Here is a 23,119-nt window from a genome sequence, read left to right as displayed (position 1 = left end):
TTTTTATATCATCCAGGAAGAGGCTTTGCTATTAATAAAAAAACCGGTTTCTAACAAGAACCGGAATTGTTTATCATATGTTTGCCTCTGAAAAGCATTGGCAGGGTTTTAGTCCAAATGCATATTGTCTATAAGTCTTACCCCGTCTACTTCCACTACAATAAAAGCTCTGAAGTTTTTATCTTTATAGAAAAAATCAGTTTCTTTTAAAGTGTCTTCATCGGCAATTAGGAAATATTCCAATTTCATCCCCTGTTGATCGTCAAAAATATCTCTTACTCTTGCTTTGATTTCGGGAATACTAACGGTCCTGAACCAGTCATTTACTTTTTTTAAGGTCTGGTAAATAATAGAAGATGCTTCTTTTCTGTTGTCATGAAGTCTTTGGTTTCTTGAGCTTAATGCCAGTCCGTTTTCAGCTCTGTAAATGAGAACTCCTTTTATTTTCAGCGGAAGGTGTTTTTTTTCAACCATTTTTTTGATAATGGCTAATTGCTGGAAGTCTTTTTCTCCGAAATAAGCATTGTCAGGTTGTACTTGTCTGAAAAGTTCTTCCACTACCGTGCCTACACCGTCAAAGTGTCCCGGTCTTGATTTGCCTTCCATTTCATTTTCTAATCCGTCAAAATCATAGTGTTTGCTTTCTGCTTTTTCAGGATATATATCAGTGACTTCAGGGATATAAACCGCGTCTACAAGACCTGAGTTTTCCAGAATTAAAATGTCCCGGTTTACATCCCGGGGGTACTTTTCAAGGTCTTCAGGGTTGTTGAATTGTGTTGGATTTACAAAAATTGAAGAAATTACCAGATCATTTTCTTTTCTTGCCTCTTCATAGAGGGAAAGATGGCCTTTATGCAGGGCTCCCATGGTAGGAGCAAAGCCAATTCTTTTTCCCATTTCTTTCTGTCTTTCAATGAAATCCTGAAGAACTTTACTGTTTTTTATAACTTCCATAGTTTATTTTAATACTATTTCAAAAATACTAAAAATATCGTATAATAAAGTGTGTTTTTAATAATTTGGAAAAGAGAATTTTCGTAAAAAAATGTTAATTAAAATAATGTTGGATGTTTTTTTGTAATTTTGCACATTAAAGCATTTTTACAAAAATTAGATAGAAAGTTTATGCCGAATCAAAAAATACTGTACATTACTACAGAGATGTATCCATATCAGGAAGATACAAATATGGCTGCAGTGGTTAATAAAATGGCACTTAAGATGCACAATGAAGGCAATGATGTAAGAGTTTTTATGCCAAGATTTGGACAAATAAGTGAGAGGAAATTCCAGCTTCATGAGGTGATCCGTCTTTCGGGAATGAATATTATTATCAATGACCTGGATCAGCCTCTAATCATTAAAGTAGCGTCTCTTCCGGGGGAAAGACTTCAGGTCTACTTTATCGATAATGAAGAATACTTCAAAAGAAAACAATACTATTTTGACGACGAAGGGAATCCTTTCGATGATAACGACGAAAGAGCTATTTTCTTTGCTAGAGGAGTTATTGAAACCATTAAGAAGCTGAATTGGGTTCCTGATGTGATTCACCTAAACGGATGGATGTCTTCATTTGTTCCAATTTATCTTAAAACGTATTACGAATCCGACACTTACTTCAAAGACGCAAAAATTGTTCTTTCCCTGTACAATGAGAAAGATGCAGCTCTGGATAAAAAAGTCGATGAAAAGCTGAAGTTTGATAATATTTCAGGCTTAAAAGCGTTAGATAATCCAACGGTTAAAAGTTTTGTTATCGAAAGTATGAACTATGTAGATATGGTAGTGAAAGGAGATGAGTTTTTAGATGAAGATCTGGATAAAGGCTTCAATGAAACTCCTACTCAAAAATCAGAATATCTGGACGTAGATTCTATAAACCAACTTTATTAAAAAACACATTTTTAATGACTCATACTCTTAAAAAGATTTTCGCCGTGCTTGTACTGGCGATCTTCGGAAGCACGATTCTTCATAATTGCGAACCGGATCCGGATTCTCTTGGTGAACAGCTCTTTGCAAAAGATGCCGTAGATGGTGAAGAAACCTTATATAATCTTATTGCTTACAATATCAGTAATAACGATTCTATCAGAAGTGATGCTTCCAGACTTGTCGGAGACCAGAATACTTCAGGAATATTTTCAACATATGGTGTTTTAGGGGCTTTTACCGAAAATGAATTCGGCGGGCAGAAAGCATCCTATGTTACCCAGTTAAGAATGCCGGACAGCTTTGACTTTGGCGGATCTAATGTGAAAGTAGACTCTGTGGTACTGGTAATGAAAGCACCGGATTATATTACAGACTCTGTGAAAGCACCGGGAGCTTATGATAAAGCAGACTTTCCGGTAGGTACTGAAAATGTAGCCGTTTCAATTGATAAAAAAACATATCCTGTTCGTAAATATGGTAAAATAGGAGGAAGTTATAATTCAATGACCGTCAATGTTAATGAAGTAACCACTTTCATGGATCCGAATATTCAGGCATTAACACGCTCAAATGCAGATATATCTACAGATAAGCTTTTGGGTTCTGCAGTATTTGACGGAACAGTAAGTACAATTTCCATTACTAAAAAATCTGATAACTCTTCCGTGTTTACTTCTAGTAACGATTTCAGAATGAGATTGGATAAAGATTATTTCCAGACTAAAATTGCAGATAAAGCAGGACAGCCTGAACTTCAGAATGCGGCTAACTTTATCAGATATTTCAGAGGACTGAGAATTTCAGTCAATGAAACGGATAAATATCTTTTCCAGTTCTCTCCGAATGATATGCAGATGATCATGTACTATAAATATGATAAAACAGATAATGGTACGGTAACAAGACCACAGGCTACCCTGAATTTTAATTTAGGTGCCGGGAATGTACATTTAGGACAGTATGCATACAACAGAAGCCAGACTTTCAATACCGTATTAGCTGGAATCAATACCACGGATGGAGATTCAAGGCTTTACGTTCAGGGAATGGGAGGCCCTTCTATAGGCGTTAAAATTCCACAGGAAACTATTGATAAGCTTAAAGCGCTTTATCAGGATAAGAAGGCAGGAATTGTAAGTGCAAGAATCAGAATGTACGTAGACACCGGGAAGACCTGGAATAATAAACATTCAGTATACACAGACCGTAAATTTACCCTTCTTCCTGTAGATAATTCAACCGGAGTAAATACCATATCAGATTTTACAAAGGATTTCTTAGCAGGTTCTCCTATTTACACGGTTAATCAGGATCCATTGTATTATGATTTCGTAGTAACGAGAACAATTAAGGATATTGTTGAAAATGCTCAGACCAATAAGCTTCTTCTTATTAATCTTGGATCTTTCATTAAATCTCAGAGTACAGGAGGATATTTTGGAGCTAAATTCAGTACCAGAGCATTTGATATGAACAGGGCCGTATTAATAGGAAGTGATAAGAATTCTGATAACAGAATTCAGCTGAGAGTTACTTACGGCACAAAGAAAATAACACAATAAAAATAAAACACTAGACAAAATAATTATGTGCGGAATAGTAGGATATACAGGTTTTCAAGATGCTTATGATATTGTTATCAATGGTCTTAGAAGATTAGAATACAGAGGATATGACAGTGCGGGAATCGTTTTGGAAGCTGCAAATAATAAGTTTGAAGTCGAAAAAACAAAAGGAAAAGTAGACGATCTTGTTAATATTTCGGAAGGACTGAAAGGAACAGCCAAAATAGGAATGGGACATACCCGTTGGGCAACACACGGGGTTCCAAGTGACAGAAACTCTCATCCACATTTGTCAAACAATGGGAAAATAGCTATTGTACATAATGGTATTATAGAGAACTATGATACAATTAAAAAGATGCTTACTGAAAAAGGATTTACTTTCCAGTCTGAAACAGATACTGAAGTATTGGTAAATCTTATTCAGCATTTTATGGATCTTAATCCTGAAAACGATTTCCCGACAGCAGTAAGATATGCACTGAATGAAGTATATGGTGCTTATGCGATTACTGTCCTTCATGAGGATTATCCGGGAATACTGGTCGTAGGTAGATTAGGTTCACCTTTGGCAATTGGGATCGGGGATAAAGAATACTTTATCGCTTCTGATGCTTCTCCATTTGTAGAATTTACAAAAGAAGCGATTTATCTTGAAGAAGGTCATATGGCTACAATTTCTCTTGAGCATGGAGTAGATATCAGAACCATTAGTGAGAATTCTAAAATAGAACCGGAGATCCAAAAGCTAAAATTAAGCTTAGAGCAGATAGAGAAAGGAGGATATGAGCATTTCATGCTTAAAGAAATCTTTGAACAGCCTAAATCTGTACACGATACGATGAGAGGAAGATTGCTTGTAGATGAAGGAATAATCAAAATGGCAGGAATCTGGGATCATGTAGAGAAATTCAAAAATGCTAACAGGATTATTATCATTGCATGTGGAACTTCGTGGCATGCCGGTCTTATCGGGGAATACCTTATTGAAGAATATGCAAGAATTCCTGTTGAAGTAGAATATGCTTCCGAATTCAGATACAGAAACCCTATTATTACGGATAAAGATGTTGTAATTGCCATTTCTCAGTCAGGAGAGACAGCAGATACAATGGCCGCTTTAAAACTGGCAAAAGAAAAAGGAGCATTTATATATGGTATATGTAATGTGGTAGACTCATCTATCGCCAGAATTACAGATGCAGGGTCATATACCCATGCCGGCCCTGAGATCGGGGTTGCTTCAACAAAAGCATTTACAGCCCAGCTTACCATTCTTACATTAATAGCATTTAAGCTAGGTAAGCACAATGGAAATTTAGGGAACGCTGAATTTATGAGCTTAATTGCAGAGTTAGATGCTATTCCGAGAAGAATTGAAGAAGTACTGAGCGCTACGCATGAGCAGGTTCAGGACATTGCAAAAGATTTTGTAAGTGCTACCAACTTCCTTTATTTGGGAAGAGGATACAATTATCCTGCTGCCCTAGAAGGAGCATTAAAATTAAAAGAAATTTCTTATATCCACGCAGAAGGATATCCGGCTGCGGAAATGAAGCACGGTCCAATTGCTCTGATTGACGAGAATATGCCGATTGTGATTATAGCGCCTAAAAAAGGACACTATGATAAAATCGTAAGTAATGTTCAGGAAATTAAGGCAAGAAAAGGAAAAGTTATCGCTGTGGTTAATAAAGGAGACCGTCAGGTAAGTGAAATGGCAGACTATGTTATTGAAATTCCTGAAACATCAGAATGTTTCTCTCCGATAGTGGCTTCAGTACCTCTTCAATTGCTTGCTTATTATATCGCAGTATATAGGGGCGCAAACGTAGATCAGCCAAGAAACTTGGCAAAATCTGTGACCGTTGAATAAAATGTTGTTGTAAATAAAATAAATTTAGATTTCTTCCGTTATTTCAAAAAAAATCTTAAAAGTTTCTTAAAAAAATTATATATTTACGGCTTAATTATAAAAATTAACATGAAAAGGATATTTCTTTTATTATTGTCTGCGTCAGTAGCATCGGTATCTTGTTCAGGTGGTGGCAGCTCTTCTGTAGGGAAGCCAGGAACAAAAGGAGAATTGATACCAAGAGAAAAAACGAAATCATTTGTTGCGGAAAGACCATACGGAATGGTTGCTATTCCTGCAGGTTCATTTGTTGCTGGTCTTGCTGATCAGGATCCAACACATACACCTGAAAAAACAGCATTGAAGACCGTTACTGTCTCCTCTTTCTTCATGGATGAAGCGGAAACTACTAATGCGGAATACAGGGTATTTATCAATTATGTAAGAGATTCTATCGCTAGAACTTTACTTGCCGAAGCTGCCGGAGAAGGTGGTGATGAAGGCGGACGTAAAGGAACCGGTATAGGAGATTACGCATACCTTGCTAAAAAAGAAGAAAATTTAACACCTTATCAAGAATATATGGAAGGCCAGGGTGGCCGAGAAGACGGAACTTATGATGCGAGCAAAAGATTAGATTGGAAAATTCCTTTACACTGGAGTACTACAAAATATCCTGATGTGGAATATGCAGAAGTTTTAGAATCTATGTACTTACCTGCGTCTTCCAGAATTGGAAACGAAAGAATTTTAGATGTAAGCAAGCTTAAATATACGTACCGTTGGGGAGATATGGATGCTGCACTTGCAGATAACGAAAGAGGAGTTAATTACCTGAAGAGTTCAAGTATTGCGGTGTATCCCGATACCACTGTTTGGGTAAAAGATTTCCACTTTGCTTACAATGAGCCATTATTCGAACAGTATTTCTGGCACAAGGCTTACAAAAACTACCCGGTAGTTGGAGTAACCTGGGATCAGGCAAGAGCTTATTGTAACTTCAGATCTAAATTGAAAACGGATTACAACGAAAGTTTAAAAAGAAAAAAACAAAGACCATTGCAGTTCCGTCTTCCTACAGAAATCGAATGGGAATATGCTGCAAGAGGGGGAATGCAAAATGCTACTTACCCTTGGGGCGGTCCATACTTAATGGATGACAGAGGTTGCTACTTAGCCAACTTCAAACCGAAGAGAGGTAACTACATGGAAGACGAGAAAAAAGGTACTTATACATATACAGCTCCAGTTAAGAAATTTAAGAAAAATGGATTTGGGTTATTTGATATGGCTGGAAACGTTTCTGAGTGGACAGAATCTGCGTATAACAATTCTTCATACGGATTCTCTTCAACATTAAATCCTTCTACTAAAGATAAAAAGGATACTAAGAAGTCTGTAAGAGGAGGATCTTGGAAAGATATAGGATATGCGTTAATGACGGGTGCAAGAGATTGGGAGAGAAAAGATTCAGCAAGAAGCTATATCGGATTTAGAACTGTACAGGATATTCCTGAGGCAGCTGTTAAGCCAAGAAGAGTTAACAGATAATAAACCAGACAATTCATTTTTCAATAACAATTTTATTTAACATTAAAAAAACTAACTCAATATGTTTAAGACTAAAGATGCTTGGATGAATTTCTTCTATTCATTCGGTGCTGCAATTGTAATTCTTGGAGCTTGGCTTAAAATTACTCACATTACACTGGGACCCATCAACGGTAATATAGCACTTACTGTGGGACTTATTACGGAGGCTATTATCTTTATCATTTTTGCATTTGACCCTCCGAAAACTGAAGAGTCTTATGCATGGGAAAATGTTTATCCTGAATTATTAGATAAACATGCTAACCCAAACCCATTACACTCTAATGTAACCACTAAAAATACGAATGCTCAATTTGCAGAATTAGAAAATTCTCTTTCTAACAAATTAGACAAAATGCTTCAGGATGCAAAATTAGATGTTCAGTTATTTGACAGATTAAGAACAGGAATTGATAAATTTTCAAATTCTGTAGATCAGATCAATCAGACGGTTGACGTATCTGCTTCTACTCATAAATATAACGATCAGTTAAACAAAGCTGCTCAGCATATGGAAAGTATGAATGCTTTATACGCTATGCAACTTGAGAATGGTAAGAAGCAATCTGAATTTGCCAATAAATATGTATCAGATATGCAAAAATCTGCCGAGCAATCTGAAAAATTCAATCAAGAGCTACAAGGTTTAACAACTAATCTTAATAATTTAAACAGAGTTTATGGTGGTATGTTAACTGCTATGAAGTCTTAATTCCTAACCATTTCTAAAATTTAACTACTTAATCAAAAACAAATAACAGAGAATGGCACAAGGAAAACAGACCCCTCGTCAGAAGATGATCAACCTGATGTATCTGGTTTTCATCGCGATGATGGCCCTAAATATTGATGCAGAAATCATCAGATCATACTATGACTCTACTAAAGCATTGAATGAAACCAGACGTTTAACAGAAAATAAAAACGAGAAGATTTTTGAAAGAACACTGGAAGCTAAGGCTAGACAGGTTCCCGATACTTACGAACAACCTTGGGGACAATATAAATTATTGAAATCCAAGATTGATGTACTTGTGAAATCTGCTCAGGATATCAAAGATTTGTTAAAAAAACAGTCTGAGTTTCATGACAAAGATAAAGAGGGTAAAGAAATCGATGTAAGTGAGAATTTTGCTGCACTTAACAATAACGAAGCTACCACGGAATATTTCTTTAAGGAAGGAGATGAAAATACCCCTTCAAAAAATGCACTGGACCTGAAAAATAAAATTGATGACGTAAGAAATTATATCAATGCAACTTTCGGTAACAATGCTCAGCTTAAAGATTTAGTGGAAAGAGCCAACAAATCTCTTATCGCGGAATATCCTAAAGGGAAATCTCCGAATGATAAGACATGGTTCCAGAATAAATTTTACCACCAGCCGCTAATCGCTGCAATATCCAATTTGGAAATTATCCAAAATGATGCCAGAAATGTGCAGTCAGATGCATTGGCATTATTGCTTCAGGAAAAAGTAGATGCAAGTATTAAGTTTTCTAACTACGAGCCTATTGTTTCCGGTCCGGTTGATATTCAGGCAGGTAAGCAGGCTGAAGTAAAAGTAATGTTAGGTACTTATTCTAACAGTAATAAGATCAACATTTCAGGTGTTAGCAAACAAGAAAACGGAAAAGGTACTATTTCAATTTCAGGTGCTGGAATTGGAGAGCATAAATTAGGAGGTACAATTACATTAACAGATGCTTCTGGTAAGCCACAAAGCTTCCCTTGGACGCATACATACAATGTAATTGCAGGACCTAGAGAAGTAAAACTTGAAAAAGGATTATTACTTTCTGCTGATAAAATGAATGTAATGTATAGAGGACTTGAGAACCCTGTTTCAGGATCAATCTTAGGGGCTGACAATTCTAAACTTTCATTATCAGTTCCGGGAGCTACTGTGAAAAGTACAGGACCTGGTAAATGGAATGTAAGACCTGGTGCAGGTAATACAGTTAAGTTAACATTATCTGGTTTAGATCCTTATGGAAAATCAGTATCTCAGGTATTTGAATACAGAATCAAGAATGTACCGCCACCACAAGGTCAGATGAGAGGACAGAATATATTGTCTATGCCGGCAACTTCTATTCCGAATCAGACGGTACAGGCAACGATTCCTGACTTCGACTTCCCGGTTTCATTCACGGTAACTCAGTTTATGGTTAGAGTACCTGGAAAAGCAGCATTGCTGATCCACGGAAACTCTTTAGGTGAGGCAGCCGGACTGGTAAGAAACTTAAGATCAGGAGATGTATTCTCAATCTTTGATATTAAAGCAACAGCTCAAGGTTTAGAAGGGCAACAGATTAAAAACATTACTCCTATATTAATTAATGTTCAATAGGACTAAAATTGTAACTTATTATGAAAAAATATATTAGCACCCTTTTAGTATTAGTTTCGGGATTTGCTTTGTCCCAGACTATTCTGAACGCTTCTTCTCCAGAAGAGTTTAGAAAGATGAGAGAGGAGAACAAACAAAAAGTTGGTGATACTATTATTGATAAAACAGTAAAGCCTCTTGAATATGGTTTTGTAGAAGATAAAGATATCCTTAAAAGTATGTTTGTTTGGGAAATCATTGATATGAATGATAAGATCAATCAGCCATTCTATTATGACAATCCGGACGGATTACTTTCCACTCCTACAAGATCTTTATATAAATTATTGCTTGATGCTGCTTTGAGCGGTAAGATTGAGCAGGTTTACAATGATGAGAATTTCGTTGATAAACTGACTCCTGAAGCCATTAAGAAAAGATTGGTTAATGTGAAAATCAGTGATGCAGCGATTGATATTCTGAACTCTGGTAGACAGTTAACCGAACAGGAGAAAAAAGAATATACCGATATTATTGAGACGACTACTGATAAAGTGAAAGTTCTTAAAATTATGGGAATGTGGTTCATTGATAAGAGAGACGGACAGATGAAGTACAGACCTCTTGGTATTGCTGCTATGGGACCTGATCCTGCAGTACAGGGTGTTGTAGGACCTGATGGTAAGCTGCTTGCAAGTAATGATGAGCTTATCGATCTGTTCTGGATCTTCTATCCTAATGCAAGAGATATCTTAGCTAACAATTATGTGTACAACAGAAAAAACTCTTCAGCTGATTTATCTTTCGATGATATTATCAATGCAAGAAGATTCTCTTCTGTAATCTATAAATCTTCAAGCGGTTTAGGAGACGGTACTATTAAAGATTATATTCCTAGAGATGCTGATGATCAGCTTGATGAAAGCGACAGAATCAAAGCGCAGATCCTTGAAATGGAAAATGATATGTGGAATTACTAAATTTCACTTGATATTTATACAAAACCTGAGTATTTTTACTCAGGTTTTTTTTATTATGAGAAATGTAGATTATATTATTGTGGGAGACGGGTATGCAGGACTTTTCTTCGCGCACAGGCTGATTAAGAATAACAAATCCTTTGTCCTGTTTTCAGAGGGTAGGAAAAGCGCATCCCAAATTTCTGCGGGAATTATCAATCCTGTGGTTCTTAAAAAATTTACAACCTTCTGGAAAGCGCAGGAACAAATTGATTTTCTTAAAAATACTCTCGAAGAAATAGCATCATATACCGGGAAAAATTATTTAGTAGATCAATCCATTCACAGAATTTTCCATGATGAAAATGAACAGAAGCTCTGGCTAAAAAAATCCGGTAATGAAGATTTATCCGGTTTTCTGAACCCAAATTTTGAGTCTTTAAATGGGGTAAAAAACGATTTTCTCAGCGGAAAGGTGAATCAGTCTGCCAGATTGAATGTTAGTGGATTTTTTGCGGGTTTATTTGGTTTTCTTGAAAAAAATGATCATTTGGTAAGAGAAAAATTCGATTATGAACATCTTAAGCCCTCCGAATCATCTTATAAAGACTTTGGTTTTAAAAATATAATCTTCTGTGAAGGGATGGGAGTGAAAGAAAATCCTTATTTTTCTGAAATTGCTGTCAACCCGAATAAAGGACATCACATTAAAGTCAGACTTTCAGAAAAGACTCCTGACGTAACCATTAAGAAGAAACACTTTTTATTTCCAACGGATAACGGTCTGCATTTCTACGGCGGAACTTATGACAGAGAACAACTTCATCATCATATAGACGAATCCGCGGTAAATCAGCTGGTAAACGGACTTTCTGAATTTTATCCCCATGATTTTGAAGTGAAAGAAGTTCATTTTGGTTTTCGCCCTACGGTAAAAGACAGAAGGCCTATTATGGGCAGACATGAGAATTTTGAAAATCTCTATGTTTTTAATGGCTTAGGAGCAAGAGGAATTCTGAACGGATCTTATTTTGCAAATGATCTTTATCGTTTTATAGAAGACAATATTCCTTTACATGAAGAAGTTGCTCTGAATAGATTTAAATAAGTTTTAAAGGTAAACTGAATGGGATGAACGAAAATATATTGGGTATTATTGCGGGAATTTTGACTTCTGTATCTATGCTTCCCCAGCTGATTAAAATAATCAGAGAAAAAAATGTAAAAGATATTTCTCTGGTTATGGTTTTAGTGCTTATTTCAGGGCTTAGCCTGTGGGTATGGTACGGAGTGAAAAAAGATGAACTGCCCATTATTCTGTCCAATTCATTTGCGGCTGCAGTGAATGTATGTCTGCTGGTCTGTTATATAATATATCACAAAAAACAACTATAATAAAAAAGAGCCCCTTCTGGAAGGAGCTCTTTTTATATGAAGTTCATTCATTGAATGTTTTTATTGAAGCACAAACTTAGCTAAAGGAGCCATTCTCGCTTTATTTAAAGTCAGAGTATTCCCGTTTACAGAATAGTTATCTGCAGAAAGCAAAGCTTTTGTGAACTGGTTTTCAATATCCAGATCTTCACAAGCCATCATCGTAGACATTCCCTGATTGAATTTAATTCTCATCATCTCAGGTTTGATTTCAAATGTACCACCTAAACCATTACATCCTGCATGACCTTCATATCTCATCCCGTCCGTATTAAGTTTGAAATAAGGGTTGTTTTTAGGATTCTTTAACTTAATAGGCTGGCCGTTAAGTTCAGTTAACTTCCAGGTTTTTCCTGTGATATCTGTAGTTTTTTGTTGGGCAGCCGGTGCTTTGCACGCAACAAGAAATACAACTAGAAAAAGGGCTGATAAATAGTAATACAAATTTTTCATAACATCGTTTTTTAAATGACTGTTTAACTCTTAGCTAATATGATGCCATTTTAGCCGGGCCTGATTCTTTTTTATCTTTTTTAAAATGGAAGAGAACCATATCTACATTTTTCTTCAGAAATGTAATATTACCTTTAATTTCGGAATATTGATACTCTTCATTAGAGGCTGTATACTCAGGCAGAGCATCACTTTTTTTAAGGTCATATGTTTTTCCGTCCAGATGTATGGAGGCAGTGTTCTTTGTATTGTTTATGCTGACTTCTATCTTTTCTCCGTAGTTGTCAACATATACGTTTTTAATAATATCATCTTCGTTTTCCGGGCTGCTCACGGTACTGCTGATTGTTTCTGTTTCTTTTCCGGGATGTTTACACGCTGTTAAGGAAAGAACTGCCAATCCCAAAAGGATTGTTGGTAATAATTTTTTCATAATGATAAGTGATTTTAAAGTGTTTCATGAATGTGGTGTTAATACTATATAAAAATACGAATATTTTTAATAAATATATGTTAATTTTTCATAAACTAATAATATATTTTAATTAACTCCCACAGCAACGCTCATCAAAGCGCTTTCTTTACAATAGAATAGATGTGCTTAAAATAATAAGAAATCAAAGACTGGGCTTTATAAGCTAACATTATGCAGTCGGCTCATTATAAGACAGATAAAATATAAATTTTTCATTGTTCATTTGTTGTCTAAATTTCCGGCAAAAATAATTCAATTGCCGGAGAATAACAACAGGGTTTTGTAAATAATTGGAAATCATGATAAAAGTTAGTTCTTATTAGCTTTTTTTCTGGATAAAATCTCTAAGAATGGTATTGGGTCGTATGATGGACATGGGAAGCTAAAACTTATATTACTCCGTAAATTCAGTTTTTTTAAAGGTTCGTTAAATTTTGTTAATCTATTGTGATAGTATCAAAATCTAGGTGTACATTTGCGACTTCAAAATGAGAAACTACATTGTATATTTTTTAACAAGTCTTTTTCTGCTGTTTATAGTAGAAACTAAGCTGAATGTTAGAACACTACGAAATGACTATTCGGGTCATGTTTCTCATCATTTACCCAAAAGAGCCAACCGTCTGAACCAGACCTATGAAAAATTAACGGTTCAGCAGATGGCAGATAATTTTGATACTTCCACCATGGAACTTATCGAAAATGATTTTCAGTTGTCTGATGTATTTCAGGTTGTTGTTACTTTTGCGGGGATTTTCAGTCTTATTTATATTTTTGGATTAAAAAGCTATAAACAATTTAAGCAGGAAATCCATGGTTTCGTTTTTGGCCTTGCTGCCAAAAGATTTCTTTTAATCCGTTCTATAAGAATTTAAAAATTCACCTTTCCGTGTATTTTCTGCCTGACTCAGGCAGACCCATTTTACGTTCAGGATGCTGGTAATCATCTTTTCGTATTATTCTTAATTACCATTTTTTTATTTCTATTCAAAACATTAACGATTTATATAAACTCTAGAATTATGATGAAAAGAGTTGCCTCGGGCATTGCGCTAAGCGTCCTCCTATTGGCCGTCGGCTGTAACAAGAAAAAAGAAGAGAAAGAAGAAGTCTCGGTTTATCCCATAACTTCCCCCGTAATAATGGACACTGTAATCAATAAAGAATATGTGGCCCAGATTCAATCGGTGAAAAATATTGAGGTAAGAGCACAGGAAAAAGGTTTCCTTGAAAAAATCTTTGTAGATGAAGGACAGTATGTGCAGGCCGGACAAACCTTATTTCGTATTATGCCTAAACTCTATCAGGCAGAGCTTTTAAAAGCTAAGGCTGAAGTAGAACAGGCTTCTATCGAATTGAAAAATGCGAGTACATTAGCCGGAAACAATATCGTGTCTAAAAATGAAAAAGCAATGGCAAAAGCTAAATTAGATGCTGCCAATGCAGAAATGAAACTAGCCCAGATTCACCTGTCATTTACAGATATTAAAGCCCCGTTTTCAGGAGTAATCAACAGAATCCCTTTAAAACTGGGAAGCCTGGTAGATGAAGGGGATTTGCTGACTTCATTATCAGATAATACCAGTATTTATACCTATTTCAATGTTTCAGAACCTGAATATCTTAGCTATCAGACGCATGTAGCAGACAGAGGAAGCAATCAGGTGTCATTAATTACGGCTAATGGAGAAATGTATACCCAAAAAGGAGAAATCCAGACGATTGAAGGAGAATTTGATAATGAAACCGGGAATATCGCTTTCAGGGCAAAATTTCCCAATCCGGATAAACTTCTGAGAAACGGAGAGACCGGAAAAGTACAGATGACTATGCCGGTTCATAATGCTTTGATTATCCCACAGAAAGCAACCTATGAAATTCAGGACCAGAAATACGTATTTGTGGTAGATAAAAACGGGACGGCAAGATCCAGAAATATTAAAATTGCTTATGAACTGCCTGATCTTTATGTAGTAGGTTCGGGACTTTCCAAAGGAGATCAGATCCTTCTGGAAGGTGTTCAGAAGGTAAAAGATGACCAAAAATTAAAAACAAAATTCCAGGATCCTAAAAAGGTTCTTCACTCATTGAAATTAAAAGCAGAGTAGTACTCTAAAAATGAAGTTGTATGTTTAAGAAATTCATTCGCAGACCTGTTCTGTCTATTGTAATCTCATTGATTATAGTGTTTTTAGGGATTTTGTCGCTGGTAAAACTTCCGGTGACTCAGTTCCCTTCTATTTCTCCGCCTAAAGTAAATATTACGGCAGAGTATCCCGGAGCCAACAATGAGCTGTTGATTAAATCCGTAATTATTCCTCTAGAAAGAGGATTGAACGGGGTTCCGGGGATGAAATATATGTCCTCCAATGCCGGAAACGACGGTGAAGCTGCTATTCAGGTGGTATTTGACCTGGGAACAGATCCCAATGTTGCGGCAGTAAACGTTCAGAACCGTGTATCTTCAGTAGTCAACAAACTCCCTCCTCTGGTAGTACGTGAAGGGGTGAAAATTACCCGTGAAGAACCGAATATGCTGATGTATATTAACCTGTACAGCGATGATCCCAAAGCTGATCAGAAATTCCTTTTCAACTATGCAGATATTAACGTAATGTCTGAATTGAGAAGGGTAAGCGGTGTAGGTTTTGCCGATATTCTAGGAACCCGTGAATATGCAATGCGTATCTGGCTGAAACCTGACAGGCTTACAGCATACAGTATTTCTGCTGATGAAGTCATGGAAGCACTGAACCAACAGAGTTTGGAGGCTTCTCCGGGGAAAACAGGAGAAAGCTCAGGAAAAAGAGCTCAGTCTTTTGAATATGTTTTAAAATATCCGGGACGTTTCAATAATGAAAAAGATTATGGGAATATTATTTTAAAAGCAAAGACAAACGGTGAATCTGTAAGATTAAAGGATGTGGCGGATATTGAGTTCGGAAGTTCAATGTATGATATCTATTCCACATTAAATGGTAAACCTTCTGCTGCAATTACTGTAAAACAGTCTTATGGATCTAATGCCAGTGATGTTATTAAAAATGTAAAAGCACTGATGTCTGATCTTGAGAAAAATTCATTTCCGAAAGGAATGCATTATGAGATCAGTTATGACGTTTCCCGATTCCTGGATGCTTCTATGGAAAAGGTAATTCATACATTGTTTGAAGCTTTCGTATTGGTAGCTATTGTAGTATTCCTGTTTCTGGGAGACTGGCGCTCAACGTTAATTCCCGCATTAGCGGTACCTGTTTCACTGGTAGGAACTTTTGCTGTGATGTCTGCATTTGGAATTACCCTGAATATGATTTCGTTATTTGCCCTTGTTATGGCTATCGGGGTAGTGGTAGATGATGCAATTGTTGTTATCGAAGCTGTTCACGCCAAAATGGAAGAGAAAAACCTGTCTCCGCTAAAAGCTACAGAAGAAGCCATGCATGAGATCAGTGGAGCAATTATAGCAATTACACTGGTAATGGCATCGGTATTTATTCCGATTGCCTTTATGACAGGCCCGGTAGGAGTGTTTTACCGCCAGTTCTCCATTACAATGGCTTCATCCATTATTTTATCAGGAGTAGTAGCCCTTACTTTAACCCCTGCACTATGTGCTTTAATCTTAAAAAATAATCACGGAAAAGCTAAAAAGAAAACTCCGATTACCCTCTTTCTGGATAAATTCAATGCCCTCTTTACCAGAGGAGCCGGGAAATATGAGAAAATGCTTAATAAAACGGTAACTAAGAAAGCCTTTACATTACCATTATTACTGGCTTTCTGTGCCGGAACTTATTTCCTGAGTAATTCTCTCCCGTCCGGATTTATTCCGGCAGAAGACCAGGGAATGATTTATGCCATTATCCAGACACCGCCGGGATCCACGCTGGAAAGAACCAATCAGATTGCAAGAGAACTCTTAAAAGAATCTGAAGGTATCGACGGGGTACAATCCGTTTCTTCACTGGCAGGATATGAGATCCTGACGGAAGGTACCGGCTCCAATTCCGGAACCTGTCTGATCAACCTGAAAAGCTGGGATGAGCGGAAAGAATCTGCAGGAGAAATTATCGAAAAACTGGAAGAAAAAGCTAAAAATATTCCGGGAGCCAATATTGAATTTTTCCAGCCACCTTCCGTACCGGGCTACGGTGCTGCAGGAGGCTTTGAACTCCGTTTGCTGGATAAAGCAGGAAGTGGAGACTATCATAAGATGGAGAAAGTGAGTAATGATTTTGTAAAAGAGCTGAAAAAACGACCTGAACTGGGATCAGCATTTACATTCTATTCTGCAAGTTTCCCTCAGTATATGCTGAGAATAGATAATGACCTTGCCGAACAGAAAGGCGTAACGATTGAAAAGGCAATGGATAACCTGTCCACACTAATCGGTTCCAACTATGAAACCAGCTTTATCCGCTTTGACAGACCTTATAAGGTAATTGTTCAGGCAGGACCGCAATACCGTGCCTTACCAACCGATCTGCTGAAATTATATGTTAAAAATGATAAAGACCAGATGGTGCCCTACTCAGACTTTATGAGACTTGAAAAAGTATATGGTTTATCTGAAATGACAAGACATAATATGTATAATTCCGCACAGGTGAGTGGAACTCCGGCACCGGGATATAGCAGCGGACAGGCCATTAAAGCCATTCAGGAAGTTGCAGACAAAACGCTTCCGAGAGGTTTTGGTATCGACTGGGCGGGGATTTCCAAAGATGAAGTAAGCCGTGGAAACGAGGCCGTATTTATCTTCCTTGTGTGTTTAGGATTTGTTTATCTGATTCTTTCTGCACAATATGAAAGCTTTATCCTCCCGCTTCCGGTAATTTTATCACTTCCGGTAGGGATTTTCGGAGCATTTTTATGTTTAAAACTTTTAGGACTGGAGAATAATATTTATGCCCAGGTAGCCATGGTCATGTTGATCGGGCTCTTAGGGAAGAATGCCGTGTTGATCGTAGAATTTGCAGTACAGAAGAAGGCAGAAGAAGGCATTCCTGTTGTACAGGCAGCTATTGAAGGTGCAGCTATCCGTTTCCGTCCGATTTTGATGACATCATTTGCATTTATCGCCGGGTTAATTCCTTTGGTTATTGCTACAGGGCCGGGAGCCGTAGGAAACCGAACCATCGGAACTGCTGCTGCAGGAGGAATGTTGATCGGAACCATTTTCGGACTGATGATTATTCCAGGGTTGTATTACATCTTCGGAACCATTGCCGATAAATCCAAACTGGCAAGATATGAAGAAGAAAATCCTTTAACAGAACAAACTGAACCTTATGAACATGATGGGAAATTTGAAGACTAAAAATATAATAACAGCCATTGCTGTATCACTCGTTCTGGCAGGTTGTAAAGCTCCGATGGCGACAGTCATAAAAGACGAGGTGAAAACCAATATACCTCAAAATTTTAATCAGGAGGAACAACAGGATGCTAATAATAATAGCGGAACAACGCCATGGAGACAGTTTTTTACAGATCCTAATCTTGTTAGCCTCATTGAAACGGCTTTAAAAAACAATCAGGAGCTGTTGATCACGCTTCAGGAAATTGAAATTGCTAAAAGTGGTGTTTTAGCTAAAAAAGGAAGACTAAGCCCTGAAGTTTCTGCCGGAATAGGAGCGGGACTGAAAAAAGCAGGCCGTTACACCAGTGAAGGAGCCGGTGACGCCAGTACCGAAATGGAACCCGGAAAACCAATACCGGATCCTCTGGGAAATTTTGGAGCAGGGCTTAACGCAAGCTGGGAAATTGATATCTGGAAAAAGCTGAGAACCGAAAAAGAATCGGCAGTAGCGCACTATCTTTCTACTGTGGAAGGTAAAAACTTCGTACTCTCTAATCTTATTGAAGAAGTAGCCGATAATTATTATGAATTACTGGCACTAGATAACCAGTTGGATATTATTCAGCAGTATATTAAACTTCAGCAGAAAGCGCTGGAAATTTCTAAAATTCAGAAAGAAGCCGCAGCAGCCACAGAACTGGCAGTGAAGAAGTTTGAAGCAGAACTGGCTAAATCAAAAGCTTCTGAATATACAATCCGTCAGCAGATTACTGAGAAAGAAAATGAGATCAATGCATTGTTGGGAAGATATCCGCAATCGATTGTAAGAACAAAAGAAAGCTTTATGTCTACAATACCGCAAACCGTTTATACCGGAATTCCGTCACAATTGTTGTCGAACCGTCCGGATATCAAACAGGCGGAACTGGAACTGAAATCTTCAAAACTGGATGTGGAAGCAGCAAGAAAAGAATTTTATCCTTCACTGGAAATCTCCGCTACCTTAGGTCTGGAAGCATTCAAGCCTTCCTATCTGGTAAAAATGCCGGAATCCATAGCCTATAACCTTGCCGGAGAGCTTGCGGGACCACTGATTAATAAAAGTGCTATTAAAGCAAACTTCCAGACGGCGGATGCAAAGCAGATACAGGCATTGTATGAATACGATAAAACGATTTTAAATGCCTATCTGGATGTAGCCAATCTGATGTCTAAGATTAAAAATATAGATCAGTATTATCAGCTGAAATCACAGGAAACAAAAGCCCTTGATCAGTCTATTGATATTGCCAACCAATTGTTCCGTAATTCCAGAGCAGATTATCTTGAGGTACTTCTGAACCAGAGAGATGCCCTGGATGCCAAAATGGAACTGATAGAAGCTAAACAGAAACAGCTGAGCACCGTGGTAGACATTTATAAAAGTCTGGGTGGTGGCTGGAAATAAAGAAACATCATAATTCAATCAATAAACAGTTAATGTTTTGAGGGGTCGGTTCTTAGGAGCTGGCCCTTTTTTGTGTTCTCACAGATATATAGAGAATCGATGATGTCTAATTTAGGTATCATTTACAATGAAAAACAATGGCGGAATATGGGTCGTCTTTATGAATTCACAGCAAATAGTCTGATTGTTTTTAAGGGGAAATCTTTTATCTTATAATTGTACAAGAAATCTGTAAAAATAATGAGCGAAAAAAAACGGAAGACCATCGAAAACTTTATCCATCAATTCGAAAGTAATATATATGGGAAAAAGGAAGTACTTATGGATATTGATCAGGTCCATCGTGATCTGTTTTACATAAAGAAAGGAGTAGCCCGAATATTTTATTATGATGATAAAGCCCACGACCATACCCATTGGATCAGCTCGGATTATAGTTTTATCGCTTTGTTTTCCAGTCTGTTGTCAGGAAGGCCTGTCCCATTTGGAATTGAAGTGCTGGAAGACAATACCGAGATTTTCCGGGTACCTTATTGTCAGCTATTGGAATTAAAATCAAAGAATATTGAAATACAGCAATGTATGGAAGATTTATTTGCTGAAAGCCTGATTGTGATGGGAAACAGACTTCTTGATTTGCAGATCAAAACAACTGAGGAACGATATCATGACTTTGTTGCAACACATCCTGACTGGCTTCAGAGAATCAATCTCGGATATATTGCCGGATATCTTGGAATGACAAAACAGCAGCTGAGTAAAGTAAGAGCTCAACGCAGATAATCCTTTTTTAATCCAGGTGAAAAAAAAAGCTAAACTTTCGCTGTAATTTCGGAAAAAGTTAAGTGATAAAAGTATGGCTGATGACTCACATACCAGCATACTGTTTTTTACAAAAAAGAAATATATGAAAAAAGGAACCTATCAATTGCACACTGACTCGAATTTTAATTTTCAACTGAACAGAACCATCATGTGGGGTGGTGGTGATTGGGAAGAAATCAAATCCATAGCTCCAAAGATAAGTACAACAGAAGACTGGGTACGTGAAATGACTTTCCTTGGGACTAACGCAGAAAATCATCAGCAAATTTCTAAGGCTATCGGTTACTACAGAATGGCTGAATTTTTTGAAGCAGACGGAAGCCCTGAGAAATCCAGATTATATCTGCACTCAAAATCTTTGTTTTATCATTATCACAAATCTGTTTTTGATCAAATAATACAAAGGGATAAAGTAGCATATGAAGATAAGGAATTACCGGTTTGGATAGCCCGGCCACAAGGGGAAATAAAGGATACTGTTGTTATTCACGGGGGAAACGATTCTTATATGGAAGAATTTTTACCGGTGGTTCAATGGTTGCTATCAATGGAAATTGCTGTTTATATTTTCGATGGCCCGGGACAGGGTGGTGCATTAAGAGAATCAGGTATCTATTATACTTATGAATGGGAGAAACCCGTTACAACTATTTTAAATGCCTATCAGCTGGATGAGGTGACTCTTATTGGCCTGTCTTTAGGGGGAATGCTGGCGCCAAGAGCTGCTGCTTTTGAAGATCGTATCAAAAGAGTAGTAGCATGGGGAATAATGCCTAATTTCTATGATGTGATACTGACTAAAATTCCTGAAGGATTACGTGTCTTGATGGAGGCTGAAGAAAAACAACAAATTAATGCTTTGATTGAGAAAAAAATGAAGATAGATCCTCTGGTAAGATGGGCAATACAACACGGAATGTTTAGTATGAATGTTGATACACCCTATGATTACCTGAAAAAAACCCGGAATTTTGAAATGGAAAGTATAGGATCACAGATTACTCAGGATTTCCTGCTTCTGGGTTCCAACGAAGATCATTTTATTCCTGTTGAATTCTATAAAAGAGTGATCGATGCTTTACCCAACGTAAAATCACTTACTTACAAAATGTATACAAAAAACGATTCTGCAGAGAATCATTGCAGTTTCGGAAATACTGAATTGGTGCTTAAAGATATTGTTCACTGGATACTGAACGCAAAGAATAAATAATGAGCATTCCGCTTTCAGGTAAATATTGAGGCTGTTTCTTCGGAGACAGCCTCTCTTGGTACAACTATAATTCTGAAGTAAAAAAGAACCACGGAAAGCTTAGCCTTAAAATTGTTAAAGCACAAATACTTTTCTATATTTATAGAATCAAACCATTTCACAAAAACAATTTACTATGAAAAAAATTCTTTTAATTCTTTTAGCTATTCTTATTATTTTGGCGGCTGTACTGCTTGTCAGGACGTATACTTATCCCTTTAAAAAAAATGCAGCAGGTGCCGGAGACGGATGGAAACCGCTAAAAAATGATTCCGCGGTGATGAGATTTTCGGGAGGAATTAAAATTCCTACTGTTTCTACAGGGAGCCTCGGTGAATTTAACTATACCCCGTTTGCTCAGTTTAAAGAATACTTAAAGAGCTCTTATCCACTGGTGTTTCAGAATACGGAAAATGTAGAGGTGAATACATATGGGCTGGTGTTCAGGTTAAAAGGAAGTAATCCTGCACTGGAGCCGATTGTATTTCTATCCCATATGGATGTAGTGCCTCCTGGAGATGCGGACGTGAAAAGTAAAGAAGAAAACATTTTCCGCCCGGATGATCAGCCGGCTGCTCCGGTAACAAAAGTAGCAGAAGACTGGGATTATGCTCCTTTTTCAGGAGTTGTAGCTAATGGAAGAATCTATGGGAGAGGTGCTATTGATATGAAAGGAATGCTTTTTTCCCTTATGGAATCCATGAACAATTTGATCAAAAATAAACAAGTCCCTTCAAGAGATATTTATCTGGCTTTTGGTTTTGATGAAGAAGTAGGCGGACAGAAGGGGGCAATGCAGATCGCGGATTATTTTAAGAAAAAAGGATTGAAATTTGATGCTGTATATGACGAAGGTGGCCTGATCATGCAAAAAGGAAATGTAGCGGGAATTGATTCCGATGTGGCAGTCGTAGGCTGTGCTGAAAAAGGATTTCTTTCAGCAAAAATAAAAGTAAAAGGACTTGGAGGACACTCATCTATGCCGCCTATGGAAAGTGCCATTGGGAAAGCTGCTGTTATTATGCAGCGGCTGGAAGATGATCAGATGAAGCCTACTATTAGTCCGCTGATCAAAGAGTTTTTTGATAATATCGGAGGAGCTATGCCGTTTACCAGCAGGCTGGCTATTGCCAATCAATGGCTTTTAAAACCTTTGTTGCTGTCACAACTTACCAAAAACAATACGACGAATGCACTGGTTCGTACGACAACAGCTTTAACGATGATGAAGGGAAGCGACGGGACTAATGTGCTTTCTCCAGAAGTGGAATTTGTTGTTAATTTCAGACTCCTTCCCGGAAATACGGTGAAAGATGTGAGAGCACATATTGCACAAGCAACAAAAGGTTTTGATGTTGAAGTAGAAGAAATAGATAATACAAGAGAAGCTTCGGCAATATCACCTACCAATACCAAAGCATTTAAAATAATTGAGAAAGGAATCAGGGAAATCCATCCGGGAGCTATTGTTACTCCTTATCTTACCATGGCAGGTACAGATGCCGGTAAATATGAAATCGTAAGTAAGAATGTGTATAGATTTATGCCTATTAAAATCAACCGTTTTGAGCAGCAGAGTATTCACAGCACCAATGAGTATGTCAGTATTGAAAACTATCTGAAAATGATTCATTATTTTGAATACGTAATGAAGAATTATGATAAAAAGTAAGCTTAACTAGGTG

Annotated in this window: 19 protein-coding genes; 16 read left to right on the top strand and 3 right to left on the bottom strand. The window is 37.2% G+C overall.

The genetic code is table 11. The annotated features are described in order from the left end of the window. Positions 1-108: 108 nt before the first annotated feature. Complete coding sequence (gene panC / locus JO178_RS08240) at positions 109-957, bottom strand: pantoate--beta-alanine ligase (RefSeq protein WP_291934138.1); 849 nt, start codon at positions 955-957, stop codon at positions 109-111. Between the two features lie 171 nt (positions 958-1,128). On the opposite strand from panC, the gene JO178_RS08235 reads away from it, so the two are divergent. The 9 genes from JO178_RS08235 (at position 1,129) to JO178_RS08195 (ending at position 11,641) form a co-directional block, all read left to right on the top strand. Further along, positions 1,129-1,899, top strand: a complete 771-nt coding sequence (locus JO178_RS08235) for a glycogen/starch synthase (protein WP_291934135.1) — start codon at positions 1,129-1,131, stop codon at positions 1,897-1,899. A gap of 14 nt (positions 1,900-1,913) precedes the next feature. Then, a complete protein-coding gene (locus tag JO178_RS08230) occupies positions 1,914-3,503 on the top strand; it encodes a DUF4270 family protein (protein ID WP_291934132.1) in 1,590 nt (529 codons plus the stop codon). A gap of 25 nt (positions 3,504-3,528) precedes the next feature. After that, positions 3,529-5,382: a glutamine--fructose-6-phosphate transaminase (isomerizing) gene (gene glmS, locus JO178_RS08225; protein ID WP_291934129.1), complete on the top strand. Its 1,854-nt coding sequence runs from the start codon at positions 3,529-3,531 to the stop codon at positions 5,380-5,382. A 108-nt stretch (positions 5,383-5,490) separates the two neighbouring features. Continuing rightward, positions 5,491-6,912, top strand: a complete 1,422-nt coding sequence (gene gldK, locus JO178_RS08220; protein WP_291934125.1) for a gliding motility lipoprotein GldK — start codon at positions 5,491-5,493, stop codon at positions 6,910-6,912. Positions 6,913-6,973: 61 nt separating this feature from the next. Continuing rightward, positions 6,974-7,666 (top strand): gliding motility protein GldL, encoded by a 693-nt coding sequence (gene gldL, locus JO178_RS08215; RefSeq protein WP_291934122.1) that lies wholly within the window; start codon positions 6,974-6,976, stop codon positions 7,664-7,666. A 52-nt stretch (positions 7,667-7,718) separates the two neighbouring features. Next, positions 7,719-9,308 carry a GldM family protein gene (locus JO178_RS08210; protein ID WP_291934120.1) on the top strand — a complete coding sequence of 530 codons (1,590 nt, stop codon included), beginning with the start codon at positions 7,719-7,721 and terminating at the stop codon, positions 9,306-9,308. 20 nt (positions 9,309-9,328) lie between these two features. Then, positions 9,329-10,267 (top strand): gliding motility protein GldN, encoded by a 939-nt coding sequence (gene gldN, locus JO178_RS08205; RefSeq protein WP_291934117.1) that lies wholly within the window; start codon positions 9,329-9,331, stop codon positions 10,265-10,267. Positions 10,268-10,322: 55 nt separating this feature from the next. Continuing rightward, positions 10,323-11,354, top strand: coding sequence for an FAD-dependent oxidoreductase (locus tag JO178_RS08200; RefSeq protein ID WP_291934115.1), 1,032 nt, complete (start codon positions 10,323-10,325; stop codon positions 11,352-11,354). Positions 11,355-11,377: 23 nt separating this feature from the next. Beyond that, positions 11,378-11,641: a SemiSWEET transporter gene (locus tag JO178_RS08195; protein ID WP_291934112.1), complete on the top strand. Its 264-nt coding sequence runs from the start codon at positions 11,378-11,380 to the stop codon at positions 11,639-11,641. A gap of 60 nt (positions 11,642-11,701) precedes the next feature. Here the strand turns inward: JO178_RS08195 and JO178_RS08190 are convergent, their stop codons facing one another. Next, positions 11,702-12,133, bottom strand: coding sequence for an META domain-containing protein (locus JO178_RS08190; protein ID WP_291934109.1), 432 nt, complete (start codon positions 12,131-12,133; stop codon positions 11,702-11,704). Positions 12,134-12,167: 34 nt separating this feature from the next. Then, the gene (locus JO178_RS08185) at positions 12,168-12,566 is read right to left on the bottom strand and encodes a multicopper oxidase domain-containing protein (RefSeq protein ID WP_291934107.1); all 399 of its coding nucleotides are present in this window, start codon (positions 12,564-12,566) and stop codon (positions 12,168-12,170) included. Between the two features lie 530 nt (positions 12,567-13,096). Here JO178_RS08185 and JO178_RS08180 point away from each other — a divergent pair. The 7 genes from JO178_RS08180 to JO178_RS08150 all read left to right on the top strand — a co-directional run bounded on the left by JO178_RS08180 (position 13,097) and on the right by JO178_RS08150 (position 23,106). Beyond that, positions 13,097-13,483: a hypothetical protein gene (locus JO178_RS08180; protein ID WP_291934104.1), complete on the top strand. Its 387-nt coding sequence runs from the start codon at positions 13,097-13,099 to the stop codon at positions 13,481-13,483. Positions 13,484-13,633: 150 nt separating this feature from the next. Next, positions 13,634-14,716 (top strand): efflux RND transporter periplasmic adaptor subunit, encoded by a 1,083-nt coding sequence (locus tag JO178_RS08175; RefSeq protein ID WP_291934609.1) that lies wholly within the window; start codon positions 13,634-13,636, stop codon positions 14,714-14,716. A gap of 20 nt (positions 14,717-14,736) precedes the next feature. Then, a complete protein-coding gene (locus JO178_RS08170; RefSeq protein ID WP_291934102.1) occupies positions 14,737-17,928 on the top strand; it encodes an efflux RND transporter permease subunit in 3,192 nt (1,063 codons plus the stop codon). Then, positions 17,900-19,357: an efflux transporter outer membrane subunit gene (locus JO178_RS08165; RefSeq protein WP_291934099.1), complete on the top strand. Its 1,458-nt coding sequence runs from the start codon at positions 17,900-17,902 to the stop codon at positions 19,355-19,357. Before JO178_RS08170 ends, JO178_RS08165 begins: the two co-directional genes overlap by 29 nt. A 240-nt stretch (positions 19,358-19,597) precedes the next feature. Beyond that, complete coding sequence (locus JO178_RS08160; RefSeq protein WP_291934097.1) at positions 19,598-20,140, top strand: hypothetical protein; 543 nt, start codon at positions 19,598-19,600, stop codon at positions 20,138-20,140. 124 nt (positions 20,141-20,264) lie between these two features. After that, positions 20,265-21,395, top strand: a complete 1,131-nt coding sequence (locus JO178_RS08155) for an alpha/beta hydrolase (protein ID WP_291934094.1) — start codon at positions 20,265-20,267, stop codon at positions 21,393-21,395. A 175-nt stretch (positions 21,396-21,570) separates the two neighbouring features. Continuing rightward, entirely contained in the window at positions 21,571-23,106 is a 1,536-nt protein-coding gene (locus tag JO178_RS08150; protein WP_291934090.1) for a M20/M25/M40 family metallo-hydrolase, read from the top strand. Positions 23,107-23,119: the final 13 nt, after the last annotated feature.

Origin of the sequence: Chryseobacterium sp. (assembly GCF_019236175.1) — a bacterium.
Lineage (GTDB): Bacteria > Bacteroidota > Bacteroidia > Flavobacteriales > Weeksellaceae > Chryseobacterium.
This window is presented reverse-complemented; position numbering and strand designations above follow the sequence as displayed.